This window comes from Streptomyces sp. NPDC006208 (assembly GCF_040613775.1).
In the GTDB taxonomy this organism is placed as follows: domain Bacteria; phylum Actinomycetota; class Actinomycetes; order Streptomycetales; family Streptomycetaceae; genus Streptomyces.
Genome location: NZ_JBEXSW010000011.1, coordinates 1 through 23,846 on the forward strand (window position 1 = coordinate 1; position 23,846 = coordinate 23,846).

General features: G+C 69.0%; 24 protein-coding genes. 8 read left to right on the top strand and 16 right to left on the bottom strand.

The window, feature by feature from the left end:
• Window positions 1-146 precede the first annotated feature (146 nt).
• Complete coding sequence (locus ABZ208_RS10880; protein WP_356909178.1) at window positions 147-710, top strand: GNAT family N-acetyltransferase; 564 nt, start codon at window positions 147-149, stop codon at window positions 708-710.
• A gap of 83 nt (window positions 711-793) precedes the next feature.
• Here the strand turns inward: ABZ208_RS10880 and ABZ208_RS10885 are convergent, their stop codons facing one another.
• From ABZ208_RS10885 to ABZ208_RS10940, 12 genes are all read right to left on the bottom strand, one after another.
• On the bottom strand, window positions 794-2,287 hold the full coding sequence (locus ABZ208_RS10885; RefSeq protein WP_356909179.1) for an esterase: 1,494 nt from the start codon (window positions 2,285-2,287) through the stop codon (window positions 794-796).
• A 135-nt stretch (window positions 2,288-2,422) separates the two neighbouring features.
• Entirely contained in the window at window positions 2,423-3,985 is a 1,563-nt protein-coding gene (locus ABZ208_RS10890) for a type IV secretory system conjugative DNA transfer family protein (RefSeq protein ID WP_356909180.1), read from the bottom strand.
• Between the two features lies 1 nt (window position 3,986).
• Entirely contained in the window at window positions 3,987-5,399 is a 1,413-nt protein-coding gene (locus ABZ208_RS10895) for an ATP-binding protein (RefSeq protein ID WP_356909181.1), read from the bottom strand.
• A gap of 18 nt (window positions 5,400-5,417) precedes the next feature.
• Window positions 5,418-6,971 (bottom strand): SCO6880 family protein, encoded by a 1,554-nt coding sequence (locus tag ABZ208_RS10900; protein ID WP_356909182.1) that lies wholly within the window; start codon window positions 6,969-6,971, stop codon window positions 5,418-5,420.
• A complete protein-coding gene (locus tag ABZ208_RS10905; protein WP_356909183.1) occupies window positions 6,968-8,263 on the bottom strand; it encodes a hypothetical protein in 1,296 nt (431 codons plus the stop codon). The genes ABZ208_RS10900 and ABZ208_RS10905 overlap by 4 nt, the downstream gene beginning before the upstream one ends.
• Window positions 8,253-9,098 carry a hypothetical protein gene (locus ABZ208_RS10910; protein ID WP_356909184.1) on the bottom strand — a complete coding sequence of 282 codons (846 nt, stop codon included), beginning with the start codon at window positions 9,096-9,098 and terminating at the stop codon, window positions 8,253-8,255. The genes ABZ208_RS10905 and ABZ208_RS10910 overlap by 11 nt, the downstream gene beginning before the upstream one ends.
• 135 nt (window positions 9,099-9,233) lie before the next feature.
• The gene (locus ABZ208_RS10915; protein WP_005315450.1) at window positions 9,234-9,542 is read right to left on the bottom strand and encodes a hypothetical protein; all 309 of its coding nucleotides are present in this window, start codon (window positions 9,540-9,542) and stop codon (window positions 9,234-9,236) included.
• 334 nt (window positions 9,543-9,876) lie between these two features.
• Window positions 9,877-10,668 (bottom strand): thioesterase family protein, encoded by a 792-nt coding sequence (locus ABZ208_RS10920; RefSeq protein ID WP_356909185.1) that lies wholly within the window; start codon window positions 10,666-10,668, stop codon window positions 9,877-9,879.
• Between the two features lie 211 nt (window positions 10,669-10,879).
• Window positions 10,880-11,059: a hypothetical protein gene (locus ABZ208_RS10925; RefSeq protein WP_356909186.1), complete on the bottom strand. Its 180-nt coding sequence runs from the start codon at window positions 11,057-11,059 to the stop codon at window positions 10,880-10,882.
• 134 nt (window positions 11,060-11,193) lie between these two features.
• Window positions 11,194-12,411, bottom strand: a complete 1,218-nt coding sequence (locus ABZ208_RS10930; RefSeq protein WP_356909187.1) for a serine hydrolase domain-containing protein — start codon at window positions 12,409-12,411, stop codon at window positions 11,194-11,196.
• A gap of 196 nt (window positions 12,412-12,607) precedes the next feature.
• Window positions 12,608-13,918, bottom strand: a complete 1,311-nt coding sequence (locus tag ABZ208_RS10935) for a DUF2079 domain-containing protein (protein ID WP_356909188.1) — start codon at window positions 13,916-13,918, stop codon at window positions 12,608-12,610.
• Window positions 13,919-14,243: 325 nt separating this feature from the next.
• Complete coding sequence (locus tag ABZ208_RS10940) at window positions 14,244-15,002, bottom strand: class I SAM-dependent methyltransferase (RefSeq protein ID WP_356909189.1); 759 nt, start codon at window positions 15,000-15,002, stop codon at window positions 14,244-14,246.
• A gap of 224 nt (window positions 15,003-15,226) precedes the next feature.
• On the opposite strand from ABZ208_RS10940, the gene ABZ208_RS10945 reads away from it, so the two are divergent.
• From ABZ208_RS10945 to ABZ208_RS10955, 3 genes are all read left to right on the top strand, one after another.
• Window positions 15,227-16,033 (top strand): SAM-dependent methyltransferase, encoded by an 807-nt coding sequence (locus ABZ208_RS10945; protein WP_356909190.1) that lies wholly within the window; start codon window positions 15,227-15,229, stop codon window positions 16,031-16,033.
• A gap of 78 nt (window positions 16,034-16,111) precedes the next feature.
• Entirely contained in the window at window positions 16,112-17,152 is a 1,041-nt protein-coding gene (locus tag ABZ208_RS10950; RefSeq protein ID WP_356909325.1) for a bifunctional lytic transglycosylase/C40 family peptidase, read from the top strand.
• A gap of 247 nt (window positions 17,153-17,399) precedes the next feature.
• Window positions 17,400-18,131 carry a phosphatase PAP2 family protein gene (locus ABZ208_RS10955; protein WP_356909191.1) on the top strand — a complete coding sequence of 244 codons (732 nt, stop codon included), beginning with the start codon at window positions 17,400-17,402 and terminating at the stop codon, window positions 18,129-18,131.
• A 33-nt stretch (window positions 18,132-18,164) separates the two neighbouring features.
• Here ABZ208_RS10955 and ABZ208_RS10960 read toward each other — a convergent pair whose 3' ends face one another.
• Both ABZ208_RS10960 and ABZ208_RS10965 read right to left on the bottom strand, forming a co-directional pair.
• Window positions 18,165-19,721 (bottom strand): FAD-binding oxidoreductase, encoded by a 1,557-nt coding sequence (locus tag ABZ208_RS10960; protein ID WP_356909192.1) that lies wholly within the window; start codon window positions 19,719-19,721, stop codon window positions 18,165-18,167.
• A gap of 94 nt (window positions 19,722-19,815) precedes the next feature.
• Window positions 19,816-20,001 (bottom strand): hypothetical protein, encoded by a 186-nt coding sequence (locus tag ABZ208_RS10965; RefSeq protein WP_356909193.1) that lies wholly within the window; start codon window positions 19,999-20,001, stop codon window positions 19,816-19,818.
• Between the two features lie 141 nt (window positions 20,002-20,142).
• Here ABZ208_RS10965 and ABZ208_RS10970 point away from each other — a divergent pair, with 141 nt between their 5' ends.
• Both ABZ208_RS10970 and ABZ208_RS10975 read left to right on the top strand, forming a co-directional pair.
• Entirely contained in the window at window positions 20,143-20,970 is an 828-nt protein-coding gene (locus tag ABZ208_RS10970) for a hypothetical protein (RefSeq protein WP_356909194.1), read from the top strand.
• A gap of 81 nt (window positions 20,971-21,051) precedes the next feature.
• Entirely contained in the window at window positions 21,052-21,231 is a 180-nt protein-coding gene (locus ABZ208_RS10975; RefSeq protein ID WP_356909195.1) for a hypothetical protein, read from the top strand.
• An 87-nt stretch (window positions 21,232-21,318) separates the two neighbouring features.
• Here ABZ208_RS10975 and ABZ208_RS10980 read toward each other — a convergent pair whose 3' ends face one another.
• Window positions 21,319-21,663 carry a metal-sensitive transcriptional regulator gene (locus tag ABZ208_RS10980; protein WP_356909196.1) on the bottom strand — a complete coding sequence of 115 codons (345 nt, stop codon included), beginning with the start codon at window positions 21,661-21,663 and terminating at the stop codon, window positions 21,319-21,321.
• A 194-nt stretch (window positions 21,664-21,857) separates the two neighbouring features.
• On the opposite strand from ABZ208_RS10980, the gene ABZ208_RS10985 reads away from it, so the two are divergent.
• Together ABZ208_RS10985 and ABZ208_RS10990 are read left to right on the top strand one after the other, a co-directional pair.
• Window positions 21,858-22,478, top strand: coding sequence for a DUF47 family protein (locus tag ABZ208_RS10985; RefSeq protein ID WP_356909197.1), 621 nt, complete (start codon window positions 21,858-21,860; stop codon window positions 22,476-22,478).
• A 5-nt stretch (window positions 22,479-22,483) separates the two neighbouring features.
• Window positions 22,484-23,482, top strand: a complete 999-nt coding sequence (locus ABZ208_RS10990; RefSeq protein ID WP_356909198.1) for an inorganic phosphate transporter — start codon at window positions 22,484-22,486, stop codon at window positions 23,480-23,482.
• Here ABZ208_RS10990 and ABZ208_RS10995 read toward each other — a convergent pair.
• A complete protein-coding gene (locus ABZ208_RS10995; RefSeq protein WP_356909199.1) occupies window positions 23,452-23,610 on the bottom strand; it encodes a hypothetical protein in 159 nt (52 codons plus the stop codon). The genes ABZ208_RS10990 and ABZ208_RS10995 overlap by 31 nt on opposite strands.
• Between the last annotated feature and the right edge of the window lie 236 nt (window positions 23,611-23,846).

The window sequence follows — 23,846 nt, forward strand, 5'->3', positions numbered from 1 at the left end:
GGACCCTGTGGGAGAGTAGGACGCCGCCGAACAATCATTGGCCTCAACCCCCGGACCTTGTCCGGGGGTTGAGGCATTTTTGCGTTCAGGGCGATCCCCGGGAAACTGCGTTGCCCGAAGCCGGGGGCCGGCACGAGTATCGGGGGATGGAACATGTCATCCGCCCCGTGCGTGCCGAGGAGTGGGCGAAGGTTCGTGACCTTCGGCTCGCCGCCCTGCAGGACCCGCTGTCATCGATAGCGTTTCACGAGACGTACGAGACTGCTCTCGCGCAGCCCGACTCGTTCTGGCAGGAGAGAACCTCGTCCGCCGCCGCGGGTCAGGACGTGATTCAGCTCATCGCCGAGGCGCCGGACGGTCGTTGGGACGGCACCCTTTCGGTGCTGGTGGAGCACCCCGGGGCCGAGCCGCGGATCGGCAAGGCCGCGGTCGTCGAGCAGACGCATGTCGTCGGGGTGTTCGTGCGGTCCGAGGCGCGGGGGTCGGGGCTGGCCGACGAACTGTTCCGCGCGGGGATCGAGTGGTCGTGGGCGCTGGACGCGCCGGCCGTCGAGCGCGTGCGGTTGATCTTCCATGCGGACAACGCAAGGGCTGAAGCCGTCTACCGCCGAATGGGTTTCGTCCCGAGCGGCGAACCCGAACCCATCCCGGGGGACGACATGGCGCGTGAGTACGAGATCCGGCGCCCTGGCGGTCCACTCAACGCGTAGAGCGCTTGCCCCGGACCGTCGTCGGAGGTGGAACAGCACACCGCGGCAGACCTGTTGGCCTGCCGCGGTGTGCTGTGTCCGGACTACTCGTCGATCGAGGCCCCGTATGCCGCGTCGAGCGACGGGGCGCCGAGCGAGCCGCCGCCGTACGTCCATGAGCCGGAAGCCGTGACCCCGCCCGATCCGGCCGAGAGCACCCACACCACTCCGTCGCTCGTGTTCTCGCCGGGGGCCGAGGCCAGCAGGCCGAAGCGGCCGTCCCTGTTCGGGTCGGTCAGCCTGACCTGGCCGCCCCAGCGGTCACCCTTCTCGGCGGCGCCCGGCACCTGCGCGGAGTTCTGGTCCCACGACTTTGCGCCGGTGGCGGTCAGACCGCCGGCCGCGCCGCGCAGCACCCACACCGCGCCCGCGTCCGCGACCGTGCCGATGTCCTCGCCGGCTGCCCCGATCGCCACGTCCGCGTACCCGTCGCCGTTGGTGTCGGCGACGGAGAGGTCGCTGCCCCAGCCGTCCGCGCGCTCGGCCGTGCCGGGGACTCCGGGCGAGTTCTGGGTCCACCACTGGGGCGGGCTGTCCGCACCGTCGATCCCGAGCGGCCCGTCGGGACTTCCGTAGTAGACGCCGACCTGGCCACCGGTCATCCAGTCGCCACCGTCGTCGGGGCTGTGCGGCTCGCCGGTCACGAGGTCGTCGTATCCGTCGTTGTTGATGTCGCCGGAGGCCGCGACCGGGCCGCCACGCAGATCGCGCTCGTACACGAGGCCCTGCACCTGACCGGAGAAGAAGGACGACCAGCCGTGACCCGGCTCCTCCGGGCCTGCGGTGACTCCGGAGACGATGAGGTCGGCGAGACCGTTGTCGTCGTAGTCGCCGGTGGTCAGGGACCTGGGCAGGATGTCGCGCGCTTGTGCCCCGGTGGAGAGGCGGGTCCGAGCAGTGCGCTCCAGCGGCGCGGACCGCGGCTGCGGGACGGTGTCGTACGCGTACAGCTCGAGGTTGTCGCGCTGGAGAACGGCCAGCTGGTCACCCGGGGTGTCAGGGCTGAAGCGGGCTGCGGCGACCGCGCTGCCGAACGTCTGGCCCGCCGCAGGATCCGCGGTCTCCAGCCAGTCGCTGTTCGCGCCGGACAGTCCGCGCGACGACCCCCACAGAATGGTGATGCCGCCCGCCTCCTTGACCGTGCCGATGTCCTCGCCCGGGATGCCCACGATCGCGTCGTCGTAGCCGTCCGCGTCGAGATCGCCGCTGGCCACGGCCTTTCCGAATCCGTCGCCCGCCTCGGCGGCGCCGGGCACGCCGGCAGTGGACTGGCTGACGACGGCGGCGCGGCGGGTGCCGATACCCGTCGACGCGCCGTACTGCACGGTCACGTACCCCGCGCCCTTCTTCCCGCTGACGGTCGCGCCCGGCGCGCCGATGAGCACGTCCTCGTAGCCGTCGCCGTTGAAATCGCTGTTGCGGTCACTTGCGTGTGTACCGCCGGGGGTACCGGCGTATGCGGCGGGAGCGGCGATGGCCGCTCCCGCCGTAAGGAGAAATGCGGCTGCGGCTACGGCGGCCGTACGGTAGTTGCGCACGAGCGGCTCCTTGGCTCAAGGATGACCGGGCGAGTGCGGGGGGCATCCGGAAAGGGCCCGTTCCTTCCTGGCGCCCTGATTGACCGTCAGTGAGGCAAAAGGGTTGTACGGCGGGGTGTTCTCGCCGGACGGCACCTACCGGGTGAGGGGATCGCTCCAGCGGGCGCGCGCCTGTTCCTGGGAGCGGAGCAGGACCAGAGTCGGCAGGCCCTGGTCCTGGCCGGTCGCCAGCAGCTCCGGGAGGCGGGGAAGGGGAGCCACGGCCGCGACGTCTTCGAGGACGAGCGTCAGTGGTGGGTCGAGCCGACCGTCGGATGACCGTGCGGCCATGCGGCGGCCGTGCTCGACCACGTCTGAGGCGAGTGCAGTCAACAGCGGCATCCCGCCCGGGTGGGTACGGGGGTCCTCGATCGGTTCACCCACCACATAAAGGGTGCCCCCTTCGTTTACGAATGATTCCAAGGCGAGCGAATCAGTTCGATTTGGGGTGCAGGCGTCACGGATATGGACCGACGACAGCGCGGATAGGGCACGGACCGTCAACTGCTGGGCGATCTCTCGCCGTTCGGGATGTGCCGTGAGCGCGGACTCCAGCAGCCCGGCGAGCCCGCCCGAGGCCTTGGGATGCGTACGGAGAATGCGTACGGGCTCATGAGCGGCGGTGCCCTGGGCCCAGCGGTGGAGCTGCTTGAACGGGCGGCCGTCCACGGCAGCAGCGTGCAGCCAGCAACGCAGCAGGGTCTCGGCGGTGTCCGCCATGGCCGCGTCCATCAAGGCCCTCGGCCGTACGGGCGCGAGGAGGGCTGCGGCGCGGTCGGCGGCGGTCCCGGCGTCCTCGCAGTGGGCGGTGGGCGACCAGTGGAGACGGGCGGGCGTGTCGCACAGATGCCCGGGGTCGTAGACGAGTACGGGGCCGAGCTTGGCGCGGGCGTCCTTGGTCTCGGCCCATACCGTCGGGTCGGAGGTGATCACCAGGACGGGCCCTTCGGCGTCGCGCAGCGCCTGAACGGTGATGGGGCGGCGGGTGGCCCGGTCGCCGTAGAAGACGTGAGGCGTTCGGGTACGGGGGGCCGGGACGGTGGGGTGCGGCCCGAGCGGCGGGGCGGTGGCGGCACGGGAGCCGGCCGGGTCCGGGTCCAGGGGGACGGTGGCCCGGTCCGGTGCCCGCTCGGCGGGCGCGTCGAGCACCTCTGCGTACGGGGTGGTCACCGCGGTCACGGCGGGGTCCGTCGCCCTGGCGGGAGTGCCGCGCTCCTGGACGTGCCGCTCCCCGGTAGGCGTCACGTCCGCCGTCCGCCGTGTCCTGCCCTCGCGCGCCGCCGCCCGGACCGCGCGCCAGCGCGCCAGGGTGCCGAGCGTGAAGACGGTGAGGACCACCAGCACCATCAATTCGCCGATGGCCAGTCCCCAGAACAGCCCGTACCCGGACAGCTCGGCGGGCGGTGTGGACGGCCAGGCGGACGTCAGGTCGTGCGGGGCCGAGACCAGCGCCCGCATCGCGTGCGGCGTGTCGGTGAACGTGACGCCGGTCGGCCAGGCCCCGTGCGCCAGCAGGCCGGCGAGCCCCGTGGCCGTCCAGACCAGCAGTGTCAGTCCGAGAAGGAAGCTCAGCAGACCGACCAACAGGCCGTCGGGGATACCTCGCTCGTTCTCCGGTCTCCGGCCGCCGTACTGGCGGCTCTGCCGACCCTCGTACATCTCACGCCACCGTCGACTCGGACGACTCGTCCAGCTTGTGCTGCTCGATCAGGGCCGCGCGCTGCTCCGCCTCCCACTCGGCGGCCTGCACGTGTTCCGGCAGGTCCGGGACGGACGACTCCGTCATCGCCCGGTCGGTGAAGACCAGGGGCCGTTCTGCCTCGGTGACCAGGTGTTTGACCACCTGGACATTGCCGTTGACGTCCCACACCGCGATGCCCGGGGTGAGCGTGGGGATGATTTCGACGGCCCAGCGCGGCAGGCCGAGCACGCGCCCGGTGGCCCGTGCCTCGTCGGCCTTCTGGGCGTAGATGGTCCGCGTGGACGCCATCTTGAGGATCGCCGCGGCCTCCCGTGCCGCCGCCCCGTCCACCACGTCGGACAGATGGTGGACGACCGCCACGAAGGACAGACCGAGCCGCCGGCCGAACTTCAGCAGCCGCTGGAAGAGCTGGGCGACGAACGGGCTGTTGATGATGTGCCACGCCTCCTCCACCAGGAAGATGCGCTTCTTGCGGTCGGGGCGGATCCAGGTGTGCTCCAGCCAGACTCCGACGATCGCCATCAGGATCGGCATCGCGATCGAGTTGCGGTCGATGTGCGAGAGGTCGAAGACGATGAGCGGCGCGTCCAGGTCGATGCCGACGGTCGTCGGACCGTCGAACATGCCGCGCAGGTCACCGTCGACGAGCCGGTCCAGCACCAGCGCGACATCCAGACCCCAGGCCCGTACGTCCTCTATGGCGACGTTCATCGCCTCGGCCGACTCGGGCTCCGGGTGGCGCAGCTGCTCGACGATGTCGGTGAGGACGGGCTGGCGGTCGGTGATGGTCTCGGTGACGTACGCGTGGGCCACCTTCAGTGCGAAACCGGCCCGCTCGTCGAGGCCATGGCCCATCGCCACCTCGATGATGGTGCGCAACAGCGCGAGCTGGCCGGTGGTGGTGATGGCGGGGTCGAGCGGGTTGAGACGGATCCCGCCGTCCAGGGCCGTCATCGGGTCCAGCCGGATGGGAGTGATCCCCAGCTCCTGCGCGATGAGGTTCCACTCGCCGACGCCGTCCTCACCCTGTGCGTCCAGCACGACGACCTGGCGGTCGCGGAAGCGCAACTGCCGCAGGACATAAGTCTTCTCGAGTGCCGACTTGCCGTTGCCGGACTCGCCGAGCACCAGCCAGTGGGGGGCGGGGAGCTGCTGCCCGTACAGCTGGAAGGGGTCGTAGATGTAGCCCTTGCCGCTGTAGACCTCGCGGCCGATGATCACGCCCGAGTCGCCGAGGCCGGGCGCGGCGGTGGGCAGATAGACGGCCTGCGCCTGCCCGGTCGACGTACGGACGGGCAGGCGGGTCGTCTCCACCTTTCCGAACAGGAAGGAGGTGAAGGCATCCGTGAGGACGGACAGCGGATCTCGCATGGCGGACTGCCCTCTCGGTCAGCGTCGGATGCCGGTCGCGAACGGCAAGGTGTTCACAAAGGCCCGGTGGTGTTCGCGGTCGCACCATTCCAGCTTGAGATAGGACTTGCCGGCCGAGGCCCTGATCGTGCGCTTGTCCCTGGCCAGGGCCTCGGGCGAACGCGCCGACACAGTGATGTACCCGACGAGATTGACGCCCGCCGCACCGCTTGCGAGATCTTCACCCCGCTGGTCGAGCCGTCCGTGCGCGGCGATGTCGCGCGGGTCGACGGTCCGGTTCATCTTGGCGGCGCGGCTGGCGTCCGCCTCGTCGTTGGTCTTCTCCGTGAGCATGCGCTCGATGGCGACCTCGGTGGGCTCCAGGTCCATGGTGACCGCGACCGTGCGGATCACATCGGGGGTGTGGACGAGCAGCGGGGCAAGGAAGTTGACGCCGACCGGGGTCATCGGCCATTCCTTCACCCACGCGGTGGAGTGACACCAGGGGGCCCGGGTGGACGACTCGCGGGTCTTGGCCTGGAGGTAGGTGGGTTCCACGGCGTCCAGTTCGGCCGGCCAGGAGTTCCGCTTCGTCATCGCCTGGATGTGGTCGATGGGGTGGTCCGGGTCGTACATGGAGTGCACGAGGGAGGCGAGCCGGGACTGGCCGAGCGGCTGGCGTACGCGGATGTCGGCCTCGGCGAGGCGGGCGCAGATGTCGGTGAGCTCACGGGCCATGACGACGGCGAGCCCGGCGTCCTTGTCGAGCCTCCTGGCTCCGGTGGTGTGCCGGGCGGCGCGGGCCATGGCGTGTGCCTCGGCGGCCAGGTCGCGGGAGTAGTGCATGCAGGCGACGAGATAGGCGCGGTGCTGCTCGCTGGAGGTGGAGACCATCGACTGGAGCTGGTCGTAGGACTGCTGGAGCCAGCCGGGGGAGGCCGTGTCGCCGCGCTGGGCGACGTCCTTGGCGTGGGCGTCGGGGTCGGCCGGCAGCGTGCGGGCGAGCATCTGAAGGCGGGTCACAAAACCGTCGCCGTTGGCGACATGCTTGAGCAGGGTGCCGAAGCGGTCGACGAGGGCTTCCTGGTCCTCGCTGTCGCGCAGTCCGACGCCCGGGCCCTCGATCTCGATGGCGGCGGTGACGGTGCGCCGGTCGGCGTGCAGCAGTACGGCGATCTCGTCGGGCCCGAAGGGGGCGGCGAGCCAGTTGATCCGGCCGATGCCGGGGGGCGGGCCGACCTCGACCTCCCGGCCGTCGAGCCGGGTGCCGGCCTCGGCCGTACGGGAGCGGTAGAGGGTGCCCTTGCGCAGGGTGCGCTTGTAGCTGCGGTTGACCTCGAACCACTTGTAGAAGGTGCGCTGCTTGTACGGGACGTAGACGGCGGCGAGCGCGAGCAGCGGGAAGCCCATCAGCAGCACGATCCGCAGGGACAGGACGGGGACCAGCAGCCCGCTCATCATGCCGAGGAACGCACCGGCAATGATCAGCGCGATCTCGCCGGTCTCGCGGTTCTTGCCGACGACAGCGTTCGGCCGCGCGCGGCCGATCAGATACGTACGGCGGGGCGTGATGGGTTGGGACTGCGTCGTCAACGTCCTCCACCTCCAGTGCTGTTGCGGTTGCTGTGCGGAGTGCCGCTGGTCGGGCTGCTGCTACGGGGCGCGGGCGCGGCCCCGCCGCCGCGGTTGCTGTGCGCTGCAACGCCGCCGCTGATGGGGTTGGCGGGCCGGGCGGCCGTGCCCCTGTTGTCCTGGCCGCCACCCGGGTTGCCGCGGGTGCTGTGGGTCTTGATGCCCTGGGAGACGAGGGCGGCGGGGGAGCTTATGACGGCGGCGGCGGCGTTCTCTGCGCCGTTCTGGAGACGGTTGTTGCGGGAGTTGGCGATCTCGTCGCCGAAGCCGGGGACGAAGCGGTAGATCATCGCGGAGGCGAAGATGGCGAGCAGGATGATCGCGAGACCGGACACGACGGCGGAGAACGAGTCGGGCCCGTCGTCGGCGGAGAGCGCGCCGGCGAGCCCGAGGACGATGACGATGACCGGCTTGACCAGGATGATCGCGATCATGATCCCGGCCCACCGGCGGACGTGGCCCCACATGTTCTTGTCGACGAGGCCGGCGTAGACGACGACGCCGAGCAGTGCGCCGACGTAGAGCAGCACGGCGCGGATGAAGAGTTCGAGGTAGAGCACACCGGCGGCGAGGATCGTCACGAGCGAGACGACGATCAGCATGATCGGGCCGCCGCCGATCTCGGTGTCCTTCTTCAGGGCGCCCGAGAAGTTCCCGAAGAACAGGTCGGTCTGCCCGGTGGTGCCGCCGGCGATGACCTCGGTGACGCCGTCGGTCGCGGAGACGAGTGTGTAGAGGATCAGCGGCGTGAAGGCGGACGCCAGGACCGTGAGCCAGAGGAACCCGACGGCCTCGGAGACGGCGGTGGTGAGCGGTACGCCGCGGATGGCGCGCTTGGCGACGGCGAGCAGCCACAGGATGAGCGTGAGGATGGTGGCGGCGGCGAAGACGATCGCGTACTGGGACAGGAAGGTGGTGTTGGTGAAGTCGACGGAGGCGGTGGACTTCACGGCCTTGGAAAGCGTGTCGACGGTCCAGGCGGCGGCGTCGGCGCAGCCGCGGGCGAGGGAGCTGAGGGGGTCGAGGGCGTCGGCGGGGTCGGTGACCGAGGAACGCCCACCGGGGGCGCGGCCGTCGCCGTCTTCACAGTAGTCCCGGGCGGGGCCGACGATGAGGTCGCACTGGTCCTTGTTGGACGGCGTCGGCGTCGGGGAGGGGGCTGCGATGGCGCGCGTTGCCATGAGTACGGCTGCCGTCTGGACGGCTGCGAGGACAGCCGTGGCCTTGAGCAAGAGCCGCTGACTATCGGGCATACGTGAACCCTCCGTACTGCTCGACCGCCTTGGCGATCTCTTCGGCATCCGAGGCTGTACGGTCGGCGTTCACAGGCGCAGGGCCATCTTTCTGGGAGAAGCTCTCGACTCTCCAGTCGCCACCCACCCACTGGAGCCTGAGTGTCATGGTGAACCAGTCGTTGGTCACGGGGTTGGTCGAGCTGACACCGGCGGTTCCGAACACGCCGGTGCACCACACCTCGACGGTGGCCGCCGCGTCCGTGTACTCCGTGACTTTGGTCCCCACAGGTGCAGTACGGGACACGTATGTCATTCCTGCCGGGGCGTTTCCGTTCGTGTCGAGGCCGACCTTCTCGAGGAACTCTTTGTTGTAGGCCTGGTCGAGCTTGGCCTGGAGCTCGGCGGTCTTGCTGCTGACGAACACCTGGCGGACGATCTCGCGACGGAGGTCCGGCTTCAGGATGTCGGCGGAAACGAGCGCCACCGCGTAATTCGCGGCAGCGCTCTGCGCCCCCTGCTCGTCCTTCGCGTACCCCGTAGGGATCTCCCCGGCCTTCCCCTTCACCGGTTTCACCCCCGTCGCCGCCGTCGGCTCCGCGCCCGCGCCCTTGCTGCCGCCGCTCGACCCCTCCGAACCACCGCCGCCGCCCTGGTTCGCGAAGGCGATCGCCGCGATGAGCAGCACGACAACGCCCACCACCGTGATGAGCGAGCGGGAGTTGCGCACGGGGCGCCGCGCGCCGCCGTAGACGTCGCTTGCGGTGCTCTCGGGCAGCCGTGTACGGGTCTGGCCCGAACCGCCCGTGCCGCTGCCCGCTCCGAAACCGTCGTCGTGCTCGTCGCCGAAGCTCATGCCGCGAATGCCCCCTCAGCCGTGTGCGGTGCTGCCACGACGTAGTACGCCGGCCGTGGCTGTGCTGGTTGCCGCGCGGACGCGGTGTGGTGACTCGACATCAGGGAGTGCAACCTCGGAGGGACTGAGGGGTGGCTATACGGCCATTCCGTACACGATGGTGAACAACGTCCCCAGCGACCCGATGATGAAGACACCGGTCAGCCCGGCGACGATCAGGCCCTTGCCCTGCTCGGCGCTGAACGTGTCGCGGAGAGCCGTCGCGCCGATGCGCTGTTTGGCTGCGCCCCAGATCGCGATGCCGAGGCAGAGGAGGATGGCAATGGCCATCACGACCTCGATCATCACTCGAGCCTCGTTGCCCAGGCTTCCGAAAGGCCCCCAGTTCGGGGCGATTCCGCCGATGATGGTGGTGATGTCGCCCTTTTCGGCTGCCAGGATCATGTAACTCACCGCCCCTGTTGGGTTGTTCGGTGCCCTGCCCCTCGGCATGGGCCGTCGTTCTATCTTCGCTGATGAAACCGCCCACGTATGCCGACTTGGAGGGTCTCTTTACCCGATCTCCGCACGTATGACCGAGGGCATGGCTCTGACCTGCGGCGGTGTGGCATGGTTCGATGTTCGTACAGGTATCGTCACTCTGTGTATCACGCTGCGTGACTCCGGGCAATTACTGTCGTTGTGGCACCCAGGGGCGGAAACCGTGAGCCCGCACCGGACGCGATGCGGGCTCGGGGCGGGACCGGGGCACCGGCCGGGACGCGGCGACGGCGAGGCGTCAGCGGGGGGCTACGAACAGGCTCTGGGCGCTTCGTCCGATCGGGCCCTTTTCATCGTGCAGTTGGGCGTCCGCCAGCCCGATCCCGGCGGCGTCCACGCTCGTGCGGGCCTCGACGCACACCCACTCACCGACCGGGTGACGGTGCAGATGGACCGTCAGGTCCGCGTTGATGAACACGTGCCGGTTGAAGTCGAGGACGTTGCTGATCCCGTTCCCGGAGTCGGCGGCGACGAGGACGCGGTCCAGCGGGCGGATCTCCTCGCCCGCGACGAGCGGTACGCGCATCCGCATCCAGCAGGTCCCGGGGCCCCTGTCCATGAAGGCGCCTTCGGTGAACCGGGTGTCCATCGCGGTGTGGTAGCCGATGTCCCATGGGACGTCGAAGAAGGGAGTGACGGCGGTCTGGCCGGGCGAGGGCTGCTGTGGCCCTTCCGCAACCGCCGGGCCGGGGTCCTCGGTCGTCCTGATGCGCAGAGCCCTGGCCATCATGACGGGGGCTTCGCCCTCGGGTGCCAGGGTGGCCTCGACGACTTCCACGCTCCGTCCGGCGCGCAGCACGGTCGTGGCCACTTCCAGCGGCCGTATCGGTACGGGGCGCACGATCTCGAACGTGATCCGGGCCAGCCGCATGTCCGTACGCGCTCCCGGGCGCTCCTCCACGGCCCGGCCGAGCAGCGCCGCGGGCGGTCCGGCGTGCTGGGAGCTCGCGTCCCAGGGGCCACGGGTGTGTTCGGTCGACGCGAAGCGGTTCTCGGAGAGCCGCTCGAAGAACGCCTCGGGTGCCGTCATGTCGCGCTGCCTCTCCCTGCCTGAGTCTTGCAGATGGGTGTACGGCACACACGCTACCTACGGGTAACCTCGGGAGCCAGAGTCCGGCCGCGGCTGGGTCCTGCCCGCGTCCGCCTCGACGACAGGCTGAACCGGGTGGAGACGGCGCAGAGGCCTTCGTACGCGAAGGGCGGCACGGAGTCGTTGTGGACTCCGCGCCGCCGCAACGGCATCAGCGGATGGCCACCATGTATCCGAGCAGGCTGATCGCGATGGCGATGAGCGCGATGAAGGTCACCGTCGCCAGCGTCCCGCCGGCGTCCCCGTTTCTCCGGGTGCCCCCGGGCCTCGACTGAACGCTCTCCCCGTTCTGTGTGTCGGACGCGGTGGCCGCGTTCGCTGCATTCTTCACTTGTGCTCCTGTGTTGCCGGCCCCTCCGTGGTCACCGGAGGGGATCTGACCTCAGCCTTCTGGGCTGCGTCACACACAGTAGCGGTGGGCCGGTCGCGACCCCCCTGTCGGGTCGCGCGGTTTCGGCCAGTGGGTCACCCGTTCGTCAGCGGGTGTCCGGGGGCGAGGAGTTCGGCGATGCGCTGGGCGACGGTCTGGGCCGTGTTGTTCCCGGGAGCCTTGCGCCCCACGGTCGTGGCGACCGCGACGGAGAGCCGTTCGGCGGGGAGATATGCCTGGATGGCGGCGTATCCGGCGAACGACGGGTTCTGCAGGATCCAGCCTTTCTCCACGATGAGGCCCACGCCGAAGTGCATGGCCTCGGTGTTCCGCAGGCAGACGCTCGCGGGACAGGTGGAGGTGGGGCGGCCGAGGCCGACGGTCCCGGGGTTGAGCTGCACTCCGTAGGCGCGCTTCGAGAGCAGTTCTCCGCTGCCGATGGCCTGGGCCGAGCGGGCCAGGTCGCAGATGTTCGTCGTGATGACCGCGCCGGGCGCAGTGGTCCACGAGGGATTCCAGAAAGTGGATTCCTCGTAGGTGCCGCGTTCGGCGTCGAAGGAGTGCAGGACGGGTGAGGGGATCTCGGGGGTGAAGCTGTTGCGGGTGCTGTGCAGCCCGAGGGGGCCCAGGATGCGTTTCTCGAGCAGCTTGTCCAGCGGTTCGCCGCTGATCTTCTCGAGGGCGGCGCCGAGGAACTGGAAGTTGGCGTGCGAGTAGCTCCAGTTGGTGCCGGGCTCGTACCACAGGGGGTGGCTGAGGGAGAAGGCGACGGCCTGCTGGGGCGTCCACCGGCGGAACGGGTCGGCGTAGAACGCGGCGATGAATGCGGGGTCGGTGACGTAGTCCCTGAGTCCCGAGGTGGAACTGCCGAGGTCGCGCAGAGTGATCTCGGCGCCGTGCGGAATGTCGGGCAGCCAGCGGGAGACGGGGTCGTCGAGGCCGGCCTTCTTCTCGTCGACGAGCTGGAGCAGGATGGTGCCCATGTAGGCGATGGCCACCGACCCGGCCCGGAAGTTCATGGCCGCTGTGGCGGGGACGCCGGTCATGGACTCGCCGAGCGCGGCGGTGACGATCTCCTTGCCGCCCTCAGTGACCCGCAGGAGCACGGCTTCGAGGTCGAGGTCCTTCTGGGCCCGCTTCGCGACATCGACAATCCGGCGGGCCTGACCTGCGGGTTTCGAGGAGCCGGCACAGGCGGGCTGCTCTCGGTCGGGAGCGGCGACTCCGGCCCTGATCTGGAGAGTCGCCGCGATCTGCAGAGTCGCCGCGATCAGGATGGCGGCGCAGAGCAGCGCCGTCCGGGTTCGTTTCATGCCGCACTATGTACGGACGAATGCAGTGAAGTCGGCCACAACACGCGAGGGTTGAGCCGTTCGATGAGCCTGAGCGGTGAAGTCCCGACGAAGCCGGTCCGGTTGTGGTGGTGAGGCAGGGACACCGCCCCCGGGCCGGAGCGCCTGAACCCTCGCGCCCCGGCCTCGAACGAAGAAGCCCACGACTCTTCTGCTGTCAACGGCTGAGCAGTACGAAGCCCTCTCTTGCGTCCACCGTTCGATATCCGCGAGCGCGGGCGTTGTCCAGAACACTTTTCTCCTGGAATGCATTCAGCGGCCATCGTCGATCCGGTGTCACCCAGGTGTCCACCATGATCCATTGAGGGTCGGGGCGGCTGCTGAAGTAGCCGAGGAGACTCACACTGGTACGGCCCGTCAAATGAGGCCCCAGCTGGTTCGAGGTCTGGACGGTGGCACCGTCGGGGATCTGGCTCATCATGCTGTGAGCAACGGCGATTCGGGGGTCGGTTCGCCATGTGGAAGCCTGGATGATCTTCCACATGGGAAAGTGCGGAAGCAGCAGGAGGCTGATCGCGGCGGCGCCCACAGCGTATCTCCGCACGCTGCCTTTACGTGCGCGTCGTTTCCGCAGGGCATCGATGAAAGCCGCGAAGACGATGGGCATCAGGACGAGCGAGTAGTGTCCGAACGTGTCCCAGTGGGACGAAAGGTTCGAGGCGAAGCGCCAGAGAACGGTGGGCAGTGCAACCCACAGCAGCGGGGATCGCAGGGCCAGAAAGAGAGTCGGGGACAGAAGGAGCAGGAGGGTGGTGACCTTCTGCTGCGGGGTGATGAGCCCGATCGTGTATCGGTACAGCAGATCCCCCAGCCCGTTGCCTCCGGAACTGCTCAGCCAGGAAAAGTGGAAGTAGGAGTCGCTGGGAGCCAGGGCCGGCATGATCACCAGCATCTCCAGTGCCGTGGCGCCCAGACCGTACGCGATCGTGAGGAATCCGAGCTTTCGTTCCCCGCGGCAGGCAATGATGATGCCGATCACGGCCACCATCAGTCCGAGGTCTTCCTTGATCAGAACCAGAGGCAGCACCCAGAACACCGCGGCACGTGACCGGTTCTCTCCAAGAGCGGTCAGCGAGAAGGCGAGCAAGGGGGCTGCGAACGCCACTTCATGGAAGTCGAAGCCCACCGCCGCGGCAATGCCCCAGGAGAGGCCGTAGCTGACGCCGATGAACGCGGCCGCCTCGTCCCCAAGTGCTCGGCGTGCCCAGAAAGTCAGGGGCACCACGCTGATGGCGATCAGCAAGGCCTGCGCCACGAGCAGGAGCATCGGCGACGGCCACAGCATGTAGAAAGGAGCCAAGAGGGCCAGGATGGGGGAGAAATGCTCTCCCAGGACCGGGTAATCCGGGCCTCTCAGTTCGGATACCGGCAGGTGCCCTTCGGCATAGGAACGGACGACCTGTTCAAAGATTCCCAAGTCATAGCTGAAGGAGAGCATTTGCTGGTGGATGCGCAACGACAGCATCATGTACGAAAAGAAACATGCTCCCGCCAGAGCCCAGATCCACCATGCTGTGGTGGATCGGATCTTGAGGGCCGGCTTCGACGCTGAATGGTCATCGACGGGGGATTTCTGGGGCGCGACAGTCGATGCGGGCAGTGCTTGCATGACGCCCTTCCGGTAGCTGCTGGCTGCGAATCTCAAGATGCCAGAAACTTCCCGGATTTGACTCCGGATGCCCCCTCGGAGCGGCCACTACCCTCCGAATGGAGGATCAGGCAGAGAGTGCCTCAATGCCCTCTGCCCGATGACTTGTACGACTTGCGGTTCGCCGTGGTGAGGGCCTGATACCTCAGCCTCGTTGCGGCAAGGGCTGATGACGGAGAGATCGGCCGTGATCGCCCAGCTCCGCCACGGGGTTGTCCTCGACGTAGAACCAGTCGCCGATCAACGTGACCCGGCAGCGGTCGCGGTAACCGAAGTGCGACTGCAGGGACCAGGCGTAAGGAAAGAAGTGAATGTGCAGATCGAAGCTGTGCTTGTACGGGCGCTGCCGCGGCACCACGATGATCAGCCGGTCCTTGGCGACCCGTCGCAACTCCCGTACGGCGGCCTGCAGGTTCTGCACATGCTCCAGGGTATGGGTGCACACAACCGTGTCGAAGGAGTCGTCGGGGAAAGGAAGCGACTCGACGTTGGCCTCCTGGAACGTGACCCGAGGGTGCCGCTCGCGTACCTCGACCGGGACGATGATGTCCGTTCCCGTGACATCGAAACTGCGGCTCAGCAACCCGGAAAGATAGCCCCGCCCGGTACCTGCCTCGAGCACCGTGCTGCCCGCGACGGACCCCAGGATCCGCTGAATGCACCTGTGGTTGAGGTCCGTCTCGCGGTCGATGAGGACCGGCGCGACCCGGCGGTACACATCGGAGAACTCCCGCTCGCTCAGGCCGAATGCCTTGTCCTTGAAGGTGGTGAAGTCGTCCGTCCGGTCGCGGAACAGTGCCTTCATGGCGGGGCGCATGAACCACTTGGCGTCCCGGATGGCCGGGGGTACCCACTCGTCGAGACCGTGGTTGATGGTGACGGCCAGCTGGCGCGGGATCCTCATTGCGGAATTCGCTCCTTTTGTGGCGTAGCGGTACGTACCCCACGGGAACGGTCGAAAGTGCTGTGGGGTTACGCGTCCTGGGCATACCGGGGAACGCCGCTCGAGCGCCTGCCGGCAGTGGCCGGCGCCCCCTGGTCCGCCGGATTGCCGTCCTTGCGGTACCGCGGCGATCAAAAGTGAGCCAACTCAGCAGTAATTGACCAGAGTTGGTTACCCTGTCGCGCGTGACCGATGAAGCGGACCTCCTCGCCAGGATCGACACCTCCCGCCCGCACACCGCTCGGATCTGGAACTACTGGACCGGCGGCAAGGACAACTACGTGGTCGACCGCGAAGCCGGTGACCAGATCCGGGAGCTGCATCCCGGGATCGGCGAGTACGCCCTGGCCGACCGCAGGTTCCTCGGGCGCTCGGTGCGGTATCTCGCGGCCGAGGCCGGGATCCGGCAGTTCCTGGACATCGGTACGGGGCTGCCGAGCGCCGACAACACCCATGAGGTGGCCCAGCGCGTCACGCCCGATGCGCGGATCGTGTACGTCGACAACGACCCGCTCGTCCTCGCGCACGCCCGTGCCCTGCTCACCAGTTCGCCCGAGGGCCGCACCGACTATCTCGACGCCGATCTGCGCGACGTCGACACGATCCTGGAGCGTGCGGCGCAGACGCTGGACTTCAAGCAGCCCGTCGCGCTGATGCTGCTGGGTGTGGTCATCTTCATCGAGGGCCATGAGGAGTCGTACGACGTCGTGCGCCGGCTCATGGACGCGCTGCCGTCCGGCAGCCATCTCGTGCTGTCCCACACGATCACCAGTCCGGCGATGCCCGATGTGGACGCGGCGGTCGCGTTCTGGAACGAGCACGGCACGCCCAGGCTCACCCAGCGCACGCCGGAGCAGATGGAGCGTTACTTCGACGGCCTGGAGCTGCTGGCACCCGGCGTGGTGTCGTGCAACCGCTGGCGGCCGGACGCGGGCGACCCGGCGAACCCGGACGAGGTGGCGATGTTCGGCGGGGTGGGCCGCAAGCGGTAGCGGCGACCCACGGTCCGAGCGGATGGTCCCCCTACACTGGCGCAGGGTGGACTGCCGTGAGGTGAAGGGTGGTTGACGGTGCGTAAGGCGTGGCTGGTCGCGGGAGCGTCGATCGGGCTGTGTCTCAGCTTCGTCGCGCTGCTCGTCGTCGGCACGTACTCCGCCGCCGCCGGGCTGCTCGGCGGGTCGGGCGGCAAGAACGGGGCCGTCGGACTGGCCAAGGGGGCCGTGCCCGCCCGGTATCAGCCGCTCGTGCAGAAGTGGGGCAACCTCTGCCCCGCCATCAACCCCGCGCTCCTCGCCGCCCAGCTCTACCAGGAGAGCGGCTGGAACCCCCAGGCGCAGAGCCAGGCCGCCGCACAGGGCATCGCGCAGTTCATCCCCGGCACCTGGGCCACGCACGGCATCGACGGGGACAAGGACGGCGACCGCGACGTGTGGGACCCGGCCGACGCGATTCCGTCCGCCGCCTCGTACGACTGTGAGCTCGCCGGGTATGTGAAGAAGGCGCCGGGCGATCCGACCGACAACATGCTGGCCGCGTACAACGCGGGGGCGTACGCGGTCATCAAGTACGGCGGAGTCCCGCCGTACCGCGAGACGCAGAACTATGTGAAGGTCATCCGCACCCTCGAGAAGAGCTTCGCCCGGCCCGTCGGGCGGGTCGAGCCGTCGCGGCAGGCGGCCGGGGCCATCTACTTCGCGCAGCAGAAGCTCGGCACCAAGTACCTCTGGGGCGGGAACGGAACGCCCGAGCAGGGTGGGCGGTTCGACTGTTCCGGGCTCACCCAGGCCGCGTACCGGACCGTGGGGATCGAGCTGCCGCGCGTCGCCAACGACCAGTACAACGCGGGACCGCATCCCGCGCGCGACGAACTGCTGCCGGGAGACCTCGTCTTCTTCTCCGACGACCTGACCAATTCTCGCGCCATCCGGCATGTGGGGCTCTATGTTGGCGGCGGGTACATGATCAACGCTCCGTACACCGGGGCGGTGATCCGGTTCGACAAGATCGACACACCGGACTATTTCGGCGCGACCCGTGTCACCGAGGACGGCGCCCGGGCACTGCCCACCGACCTTCCGGCTGACGCTCCCGAGGCCGCGCCGGAAGCATGAAAAGCCCGGCGCACCGGCTGGAACCGACCCCGTCGCACCTCTCTGAGCTGCAACGACGTGTCACTCTTCGATAACGTCATGGTGATCGTTCCGTGGAGAGTGGAACGTCGCCGTGCAACGGGTCGTTTCCTGGGGGGACAGGCCGGCCGCACTGACCAAGCAGCAGACACCGCACCGACCACGGGGGTTCACGGACGCGGCGCACACCCCGTGCGCCGGCAGGCAACAAGGCAAGGGGCCGCAGGAGATGGCTGGACTCGCAGCGACCGTCGCCGCGAACGGGTCGAACCCGGATGTCGGCCTGCTCTACGACATCAACGGCCTGGCGAAGGACGCCCCCTCGTGGTTCGACCGGACCATGGAGTTCGTCGGCGAGTACGGCATCATGCTCGCCCTGGTCCTGGTGGTCCTGTGGTGCTGGTGGAGCGTGCGCCGGCGCGGCAGCGCCGACGACTCGGTCTCGGCGGTCGCCGGGCTGATCTGGGCGCCGCTGGCCGCCGGCGTCGCTCTGCTGATCAACATCCCCATCCGCGGCTTCGTCGAGCGGCCCCGCCCGTTCGTCAACCACACGGGCCTCGAGGTCCTGGTGGACGGCAAGACCGACTACTCGTTCGTCAGCGACCACGCGACGATGGCGATGGCGATCGCGGCCGGACTCTTCGTCGCGCACCGCGGTTTCGGACTCGCCGCCCTCGGACTGGCGATGGCCGAGGGCTTCTGCCGGGTCTACATGGGCGTGCACTACCCGACCGACGTCGTGGGCGGCTTCGCGCTCGGTACGGCGGTGGCGCTGCTGCTGGCACCGCTCGCCCTCGCCCTGCTGACCCCCTTGGTGTCGGCGGTCGCCGGATCAGGACGCTTCGGCCGCCTCGTACGGTCGAGGAAGGCCGGGGCCGGTGGCCCGTCGTCCGAGGCGGTGGGCATCCCCGAGCCGCGCACCGCAGGCGCGGGGGAAGACGAGAGCGACCTGGCGGCCTGAGCCGGCGCGGCTCCGCCTGCTGCGCGCCCGCGCCTACAAGGCCTGTGGGTGGTGGGCGAAAAGACGGTCCGGGTCGTACTGCCGCTTCAGCCGCGTCAGCCGGTCCGCCGCCGGACCGTAGTAGGCCTCGCGCCAGTTGCGCAGCGTCGGATCCGCGTAGTTCTGGTACGCGGCCCCGGACGCGTGCCGCCGCATCGCCGCGTGGGTGTCTTTCAGCCAGCTCTGCTGGGCGGTGCCGGCGGTGTCCGCCCGCCAGGCGCCGATGTACTGGGCGAGCATCCGGGAGCGGCGGTGCACGAATGCCGTCGCCAGCGGGTCCACCCGGTTCACCGCGCCGCCGAGCGCGGTCAGCGCGATCGAACCGCCGCCGCCCTCGGCCGCCGGGATCCTGGTGAACGCCTCGGTTGCGGCGATCAGCGCCCGGCGCCCGGCCGCGTCGATGTCACGGTCGTAGAAGTCGGAGGCGGAGGCGTATGTCTCGCGCTGCAGCGCACCCTGCGGCGAGCGGCCGGGGGTGGTACCCGGCAGATGGCACTGTGCCTCGGTGAACGACAGGCAGCCCGCGTAGGCGAGCATCGCGTCCCGGTAGCTGCGCGGGCGCAGCGCCACCGACGAGGCGGAGGAACCCACCAGGTCGGCGAGCCGGTCGAGCGCGTTGCGCAGGTCGCTCTCGGCACCGAGCGTGAAAGCAGCGACGGACAGGGTGGGGGCGGCGCCGCCGGGGCCCGCGGCGAGATGCAGAGAGGACCAGATCTCGTCCGGCTGGTCGGGACCCCAGCGCTGCCAGGCGGCGATCACCCTGTCGGCCTTGGGCCACGGCCAGTTGAGAAAGGCGCTCACGGTCCGCGGCGCCGGATGCGTACGGAAGGTGAGCCCGGTCACGACGCCGAAGTTGCCGTTTCCCGCGCCGCGCAGCGCCCAGAAGAGGTCCTTGTTCTGCTGCGCGCTCGCCGTCAGCACCCGCCCGTCGGCGGTGACGATCCTCGCGGAGGTCAGGCTGTCGCAGGTCAGACCGTAGGCGCGCGAGGCGACGCCGTGGCCGCCACCGAGGACCAGGCCCGAGACGCCGACCGTGGGGCAGGAGCCGGCCGGGATGGTGCGGCCGTGGCGGGCGAGAGCGTTGTAGACGTCGATCAGTTTGGCGCCGGCGCCGATGGTGCCGTCGGCGCCGATCCGGTCGAGGGAGGAGACGTCGATGACGAGGTGGCCGTTACCGGAGGACCAACCGCCGTAGGAGTGGCCGCCGTTGCGGATGGACACGGGGGTGCGGTGGGCCTTCGCGTACGCCAGGCACTCCTTGACGTCGTCCTCGCCCGCGACATACGCCACGGCTGCGGGCCTCAGCGCGTCGAAGCGGGTGTTGTAGAGCTGCCGCGCGCTCGGGTAGTCGGCGTCGCCGGGCCGGACGAGCTGTCCCTCGAGCCCGCGGGCCAGCGCGCCCCAGTCGGGCGGCGCCGAGGACGCGGACGCGGTGCCGCGCGAAGGAGCTTCGGTGCTCTTACCCGTCGCGCCGCCGGGGTCACGGTCCTTGCCCGTGCAGGCGGTCGCGGCAACAGCGACAACAGTGGTGAGCAGCGCGCGCCGGTCCATGGATCCTCCTGGGGAAGGAGACGGTATCCACGGACGGCCAGTTCCGGCCGGGCCGCTTCCGGATCGTTTCCGGATCGTTCTTCGACGCTTCGGGTCAGTCCGCCGCTTCGTGCGACGTGGCGTCCGTACGGGCGCGCTCCCGGGATCTGCGCGCGGGCCCCGACCAGCCGCAACTGCAGCGGGCGAACGCGAACGCACCGCGCTCGGCGGTGGTGGCGATGTGTTCCCGGGTGCCGCCGGGCCGGTCCTGCTGGTGCACAGGACCACGGTACTGCGCCATGAGGGGTCTCAGTGACCGGACAGTCGCGTGACGACGTGCTCAGGCCGTCGTTATGCGAATGAGGTGTCCCCAGGCCCCTCGGGCCGAGGGGAGGGGTGGGACTCCTACAAGCGGCGGTCCGGTGTTGGGGGTTGGCAGGCGATGGTGGTGCAGGAGCACAGGCGCAGGGGCGGCGCGTTCGCCGTCGCCGCGGCCGTGGTGGGGGTGGTGGCGACGAGCGCGTGCTCGGGCGCGGGCGCCGCCGCCGAGAACCGCAGCGGCGGTGGACCCGCGGACGAGGTCCGCAGAGCGGCGGACACACTCACCGAGGCGGGCAGCTCCAAGGCGCGCACCTCGATGGAGATGGCCGCCGGCGGCACCCGGGTCACCATCCGCGGTGAGGGCGGGTACGACTTCGCACGGCGGATGGGGCGGCTGAGGGTCGTGCTGCCGAAGGACCCGGCCGGTGCCGACGGGCACGAACCGATCACAGAGCTGCTGACGCCCGGTGCGCTCTACATGAAGAACCGGGGCGCGGGTGTGCCCGCCGACAAATGGGTCCGGGTCGACACGACCACGCTCGACGACGGAAATCTGGTCACGGGCGGTGCGACCGATCCGCTGGCGGCGGCGGAACTGCTGCGGGGCGCGCAGGACGTCACGTACGTCGGTGAGGTGGAGCTGGCCGGCCGGCGGGTACGGCACTTCAAGGGGACGACGGACATCGGGCGGGCGGCCCGGGCGGCCGAGCCGCATGCGCGGGCGTCGCTGGCCGCGGCGGCGAAGGGGTTCACCAGGGACGTGGTCCCTTTCGACGTCTATCTGGACGACGAGGGCCGGGTGCGCAAGGTCCGGCACCGGTTCAGCTTCGCCAATCAGGGCCGTACGGTCGCCGTGACATCGACCACGGTCCTCTTCGACTTCGGGGCCCGGGTGGTCGTGCGGCTGCCGGATGAGCGGGACATCTACTCCGGGAAGGTCAGGGCCTAAATGGTCCGGACGTGCCATGCGCAGTCCGTGCATCGCTCCCTACGCTAGGAAGTCGACTCCGGCTGGAAGAGGTGATTGCACGTGGCTCCGCCCAGTACGACAACCGTCCAGGAGGACCACGTGGCCCTCGCCGAGATCGAGCTGTGCGGCGAGCTGATGATCGCGGCGTCGGACGCGGACGGGGACCGGCTCAGTCCGGACCGTATCGACGAGGTGCTGATGGTGACGCAGGAACGTTCGACCGGGCCCGACCGGGAGTGATCCCGTCATGATGCCGCACCGCTGAGGCGCACCGTCCATATCCGGCCACGGCCCGGAGCCGGTCGGCAGGCCCCGGGGCGGACGGGATCACGTGCGCAGCAGGCGCGCGATCGCCTTCGTCGCTTCTTCCACCTTGGCGTCGACCTCTTCGCCGCCCTTCATCGCCGCGTCCGCCACACAGTGCCGCAGATGCTCCTCGAGCAGCTGGAGCGCGAAGGACTGCAGGGCCTTCGTGGAGGCCGAGACCTGGGTGAGTATGTCGATGCAGTACACGTCCTCGTCGACCATCCGCTGCAGGCCGCGGATCTGGCCTTCGATCCGCCGGAGACGCTTGAGGTGCTCGTCCTTCTGCTTGTGGTAGCCGTGTGTCGCTGCGTGGTGACCGTCGCCGTGGTCGGTGACCGGGGGGCCGGCCGCCTCGGTGGTCGTCATCGCGTCCTCCCGCTGTCCTGAAAGGGTCCGTATACCCCTCGTGGGTATATCGTAACGAATTGGGTGAGATCCGGGTGGGGCCCGTATTGATCGCGAAAGCCCATGGGCGACACTGGGACCCTGCCGGTTAGCTGTGGCCGGATGATGCACCTAGCATCAGCCTGACCCAATTCAAAGCACCCCGAGGACCCCACGTGCGATTTCGTCTGACCCCCAGGGAGACGAGCTTCTACGACATGTTCGCCGCGTCCGCGGACAACATCGTCACGGGCTCGAGGCTCCTGATGGAACTGCTCGGGGCGGACACGTCCGGCCGAGCAGAGATCGCCGAACGGATGCGGGCTGCGGAGCACGCCGGGGACGACGCGACCCACGCGATCTTCCACCAGCTGAACTCCTCGTTCATCACGCCCTTCGACCGCGAGGACATCTATGCCCTCGCATCGTCGCTCGACGACATCATGGACTTCATGGAGGAGGCCGTCGACCTGGTCGTCCTCTACAACGTCGAGGAACTGCCCAAGGGCGTCGAGCAGCAGGTCGAGGTGCTGGCCCGGGCGGCCGAGCTGACGGCCGAGGCGATGCCGCATCTGCGCACCATGGAGAACCTCACGGAGTACTGGATCGAGGTCAACCGGCTCGAGAACCAGGCCGACCAGATCCACCGCAAGCTCCTCGCCCACCTCTTCAACGGCAAGTACGACGCCATCGAGGTGCTCAAGCTGAAGCAGATCGTGGATGTGCTGGAAGAGGCCGCTGACGCCTTCGAGCATGTGGCGAACACTGTGGAGACCATCGCGGTCAAGGAGTCCTGAGCTTCGTGGACACCTTTGCGCTGGTCGTGACCATCGGGGTCGCGCTCTTCTTCACGTACACCAACGGCTTCCACGACTCCGCCAACGCGATCGCCACCTCGGTGTCCACCAGGGCGCTCACCCCCCGGGTGGCGCTGGCGATGGCCGCGGTGATGAACCTCGCCGGAGCCTTCCTCGGCAGCGGCGTGGCCAAGACCGTCAGCGAGGGCCTGATCGAGACGCCCAAGGGGTCCCAAGGTATGGGCATCCTCTTCGCGGCTCTCGTCGGCGCGATCGTCTGGAACCTGGTCACCTGGTACTTCGGCCTGCCGTCGTCGTCCTCTCATGCGCTGTTCGGCGGCATGGTGGGTGCGGCGCTGGCGGGCGGGACCGAGGTGATCTGGTCCGGGGTGCTCGACAAGGTCGTCATCCCCATGTTCATCTCGCCGGTCGTCGGTCTTTGTGTCGGCTATCTGGTGATGTGCGCGATCATGTGGATCTTCCGCAAGTCGAATCCGCACAAGACGAAGCGCGGTTTCCGTATCGCGCAGACGGTCTCCGCGGCGGGCATGGCCCTCGGCCACGGTCTCCAGGATGCGCAGAAGACCATGGGCATCGTGGTGATGGCCCTGGTCATCGCCGATGTCGAGGACTTCAAGGACCCGATCCCGGTGTGGGTGAAGCTCGCCTGTGCGGTGATGCTGTCGCTCGGTACGTACGCGGGTGGCTGGCGCATCATGCGCACGCTCGGCCGCAAGATCATCGAACTGGACCCGCCGCAGGGGTTCGCGGCGGAGACGACGGGGGCGTCGATCATGTTCGGTTCGGCGTTCCTGTTCCAGGCGCCGATCTCGACGACGCATGTGATCACCTCGGCGATCATGGGTGTCGGGGCGACCAAGCGGGTGAACGCGGTGCGCTGGGGTGTCGCGAAGAACATCGTGCTCGGGTGGTTCATCACGATGCCGGCGGCGGCGGTGGTTGCCGCACTGAGCTACGGGGTCGTGTACCTGATCTTCGCCTGACGGATCGTGCGTCGCAGGAAGGGGCGGGCCGGGGTAGTCCCCGGCGCCGCCCCTTCGTCGTCACCGGGCATCGTGACCAGGCACAGCAGCCGGCGGCGCAGCAGCCGACGGCACAGCGTCAACGGCACGGCGGTCACCTCTGCGCATCAACGACAAGCGGGCCCGCCCCTCTGGGAGAGAGGGGCGGGCCCTTCGCCTTGCGGTGGCACCGCCATGCAGCACCGCAGGACGTCTTTATGGGCGGCCGGTTGCGTCGGCGTACTCCCTGGGTGAACCCGTCACCCGCCGCAACCACCAGCGCCCCCTGGCCAGGCTCGGCACAGGACCGTCGGCGTGCGCCCCGGGTGAACCCACCACTGGCAGC

Excerpts from the sequence above, each read along its gene's own strand:
- ABZ208_RS10895 (WP_356909181.1), bottom strand. The coding sequence starts at position 5,399 with ATGCGAGATCCGCTGTCCGTCCTCACGGATGCCTTCACCTCCTTCCTG.
- ABZ208_RS10880 (WP_356909178.1), top strand. The coding sequence starts at position 147 with ATGGAACATGTCATCCGCCCCGTGCGTGCCGAGGAGTGGGCGAAGGTT.
- ABZ208_RS10905 (WP_356909183.1), bottom strand. The coding sequence starts at position 8,263 with ATGCCCGATAGTCAGCGGCTCTTGCTCAAGGCCACGGCTGTCCTCGCA.
- ABZ208_RS10890 (WP_356909180.1), bottom strand. The coding sequence starts at position 3,985 with ATGTACGAGGGTCGGCAGAGCCGCCAGTACGGCGGCCGGAGACCGGAG.
- ABZ208_RS10930 (WP_356909187.1), bottom strand. The coding sequence starts at position 12,411 with ATGAAACGAACCCGGACGGCGCTGCTCTGCGCCGCCATCCTGATCGCG.
- ABZ208_RS10915 (WP_005315450.1), bottom strand. The coding sequence starts at position 9,542 with ATGATCCTGGCAGCCGAAAAGGGCGACATCACCACCATCATCGGCGGA.
- ABZ208_RS10970 (WP_356909194.1), top strand. The coding sequence starts at position 20,143 with ATGGTGGTGCAGGAGCACAGGCGCAGGGGCGGCGCGTTCGCCGTCGCC.
- ABZ208_RS10980 (WP_356909196.1), bottom strand. The coding sequence starts at position 21,663 with ATGACGACCACCGAGGCGGCCGGCCCCCCGGTCACCGACCACGGCGAC.
- ABZ208_RS10955 (WP_356909191.1), top strand. The coding sequence starts at position 17,400 with ATGGCTGGACTCGCAGCGACCGTCGCCGCGAACGGGTCGAACCCGGAT.
- ABZ208_RS10960 (WP_356909192.1), bottom strand. The coding sequence starts at position 19,721 with ATGGACCGGCGCGCGCTGCTCACCACTGTTGTCGCTGTTGCCGCGACC.
- ABZ208_RS10935 (WP_356909188.1), bottom strand. The coding sequence starts at position 13,918 with ATGATGCTGTCGTTGCGCATCCACCAGCAAATGCTCTCCTTCAGCTAT.
- ABZ208_RS10920 (WP_356909185.1), bottom strand. The coding sequence starts at position 10,668 with ATGACGGCACCCGAGGCGTTCTTCGAGCGGCTCTCCGAGAACCGCTTC.
- ABZ208_RS10910 (WP_356909184.1), bottom strand. The coding sequence starts at position 9,098 with ATGAGCTTCGGCGACGAGCACGACGACGGTTTCGGAGCGGGCAGCGGC.
- ABZ208_RS10940 (WP_356909189.1), bottom strand. The coding sequence starts at position 15,002 with ATGAGGATCCCGCGCCAGCTGGCCGTCACCATCAACCACGGTCTCGAC.
- ABZ208_RS10965 (WP_356909193.1), bottom strand. The coding sequence starts at position 20,001 with ATGGCGCAGTACCGTGGTCCTGTGCACCAGCAGGACCGGCCCGGCGGC.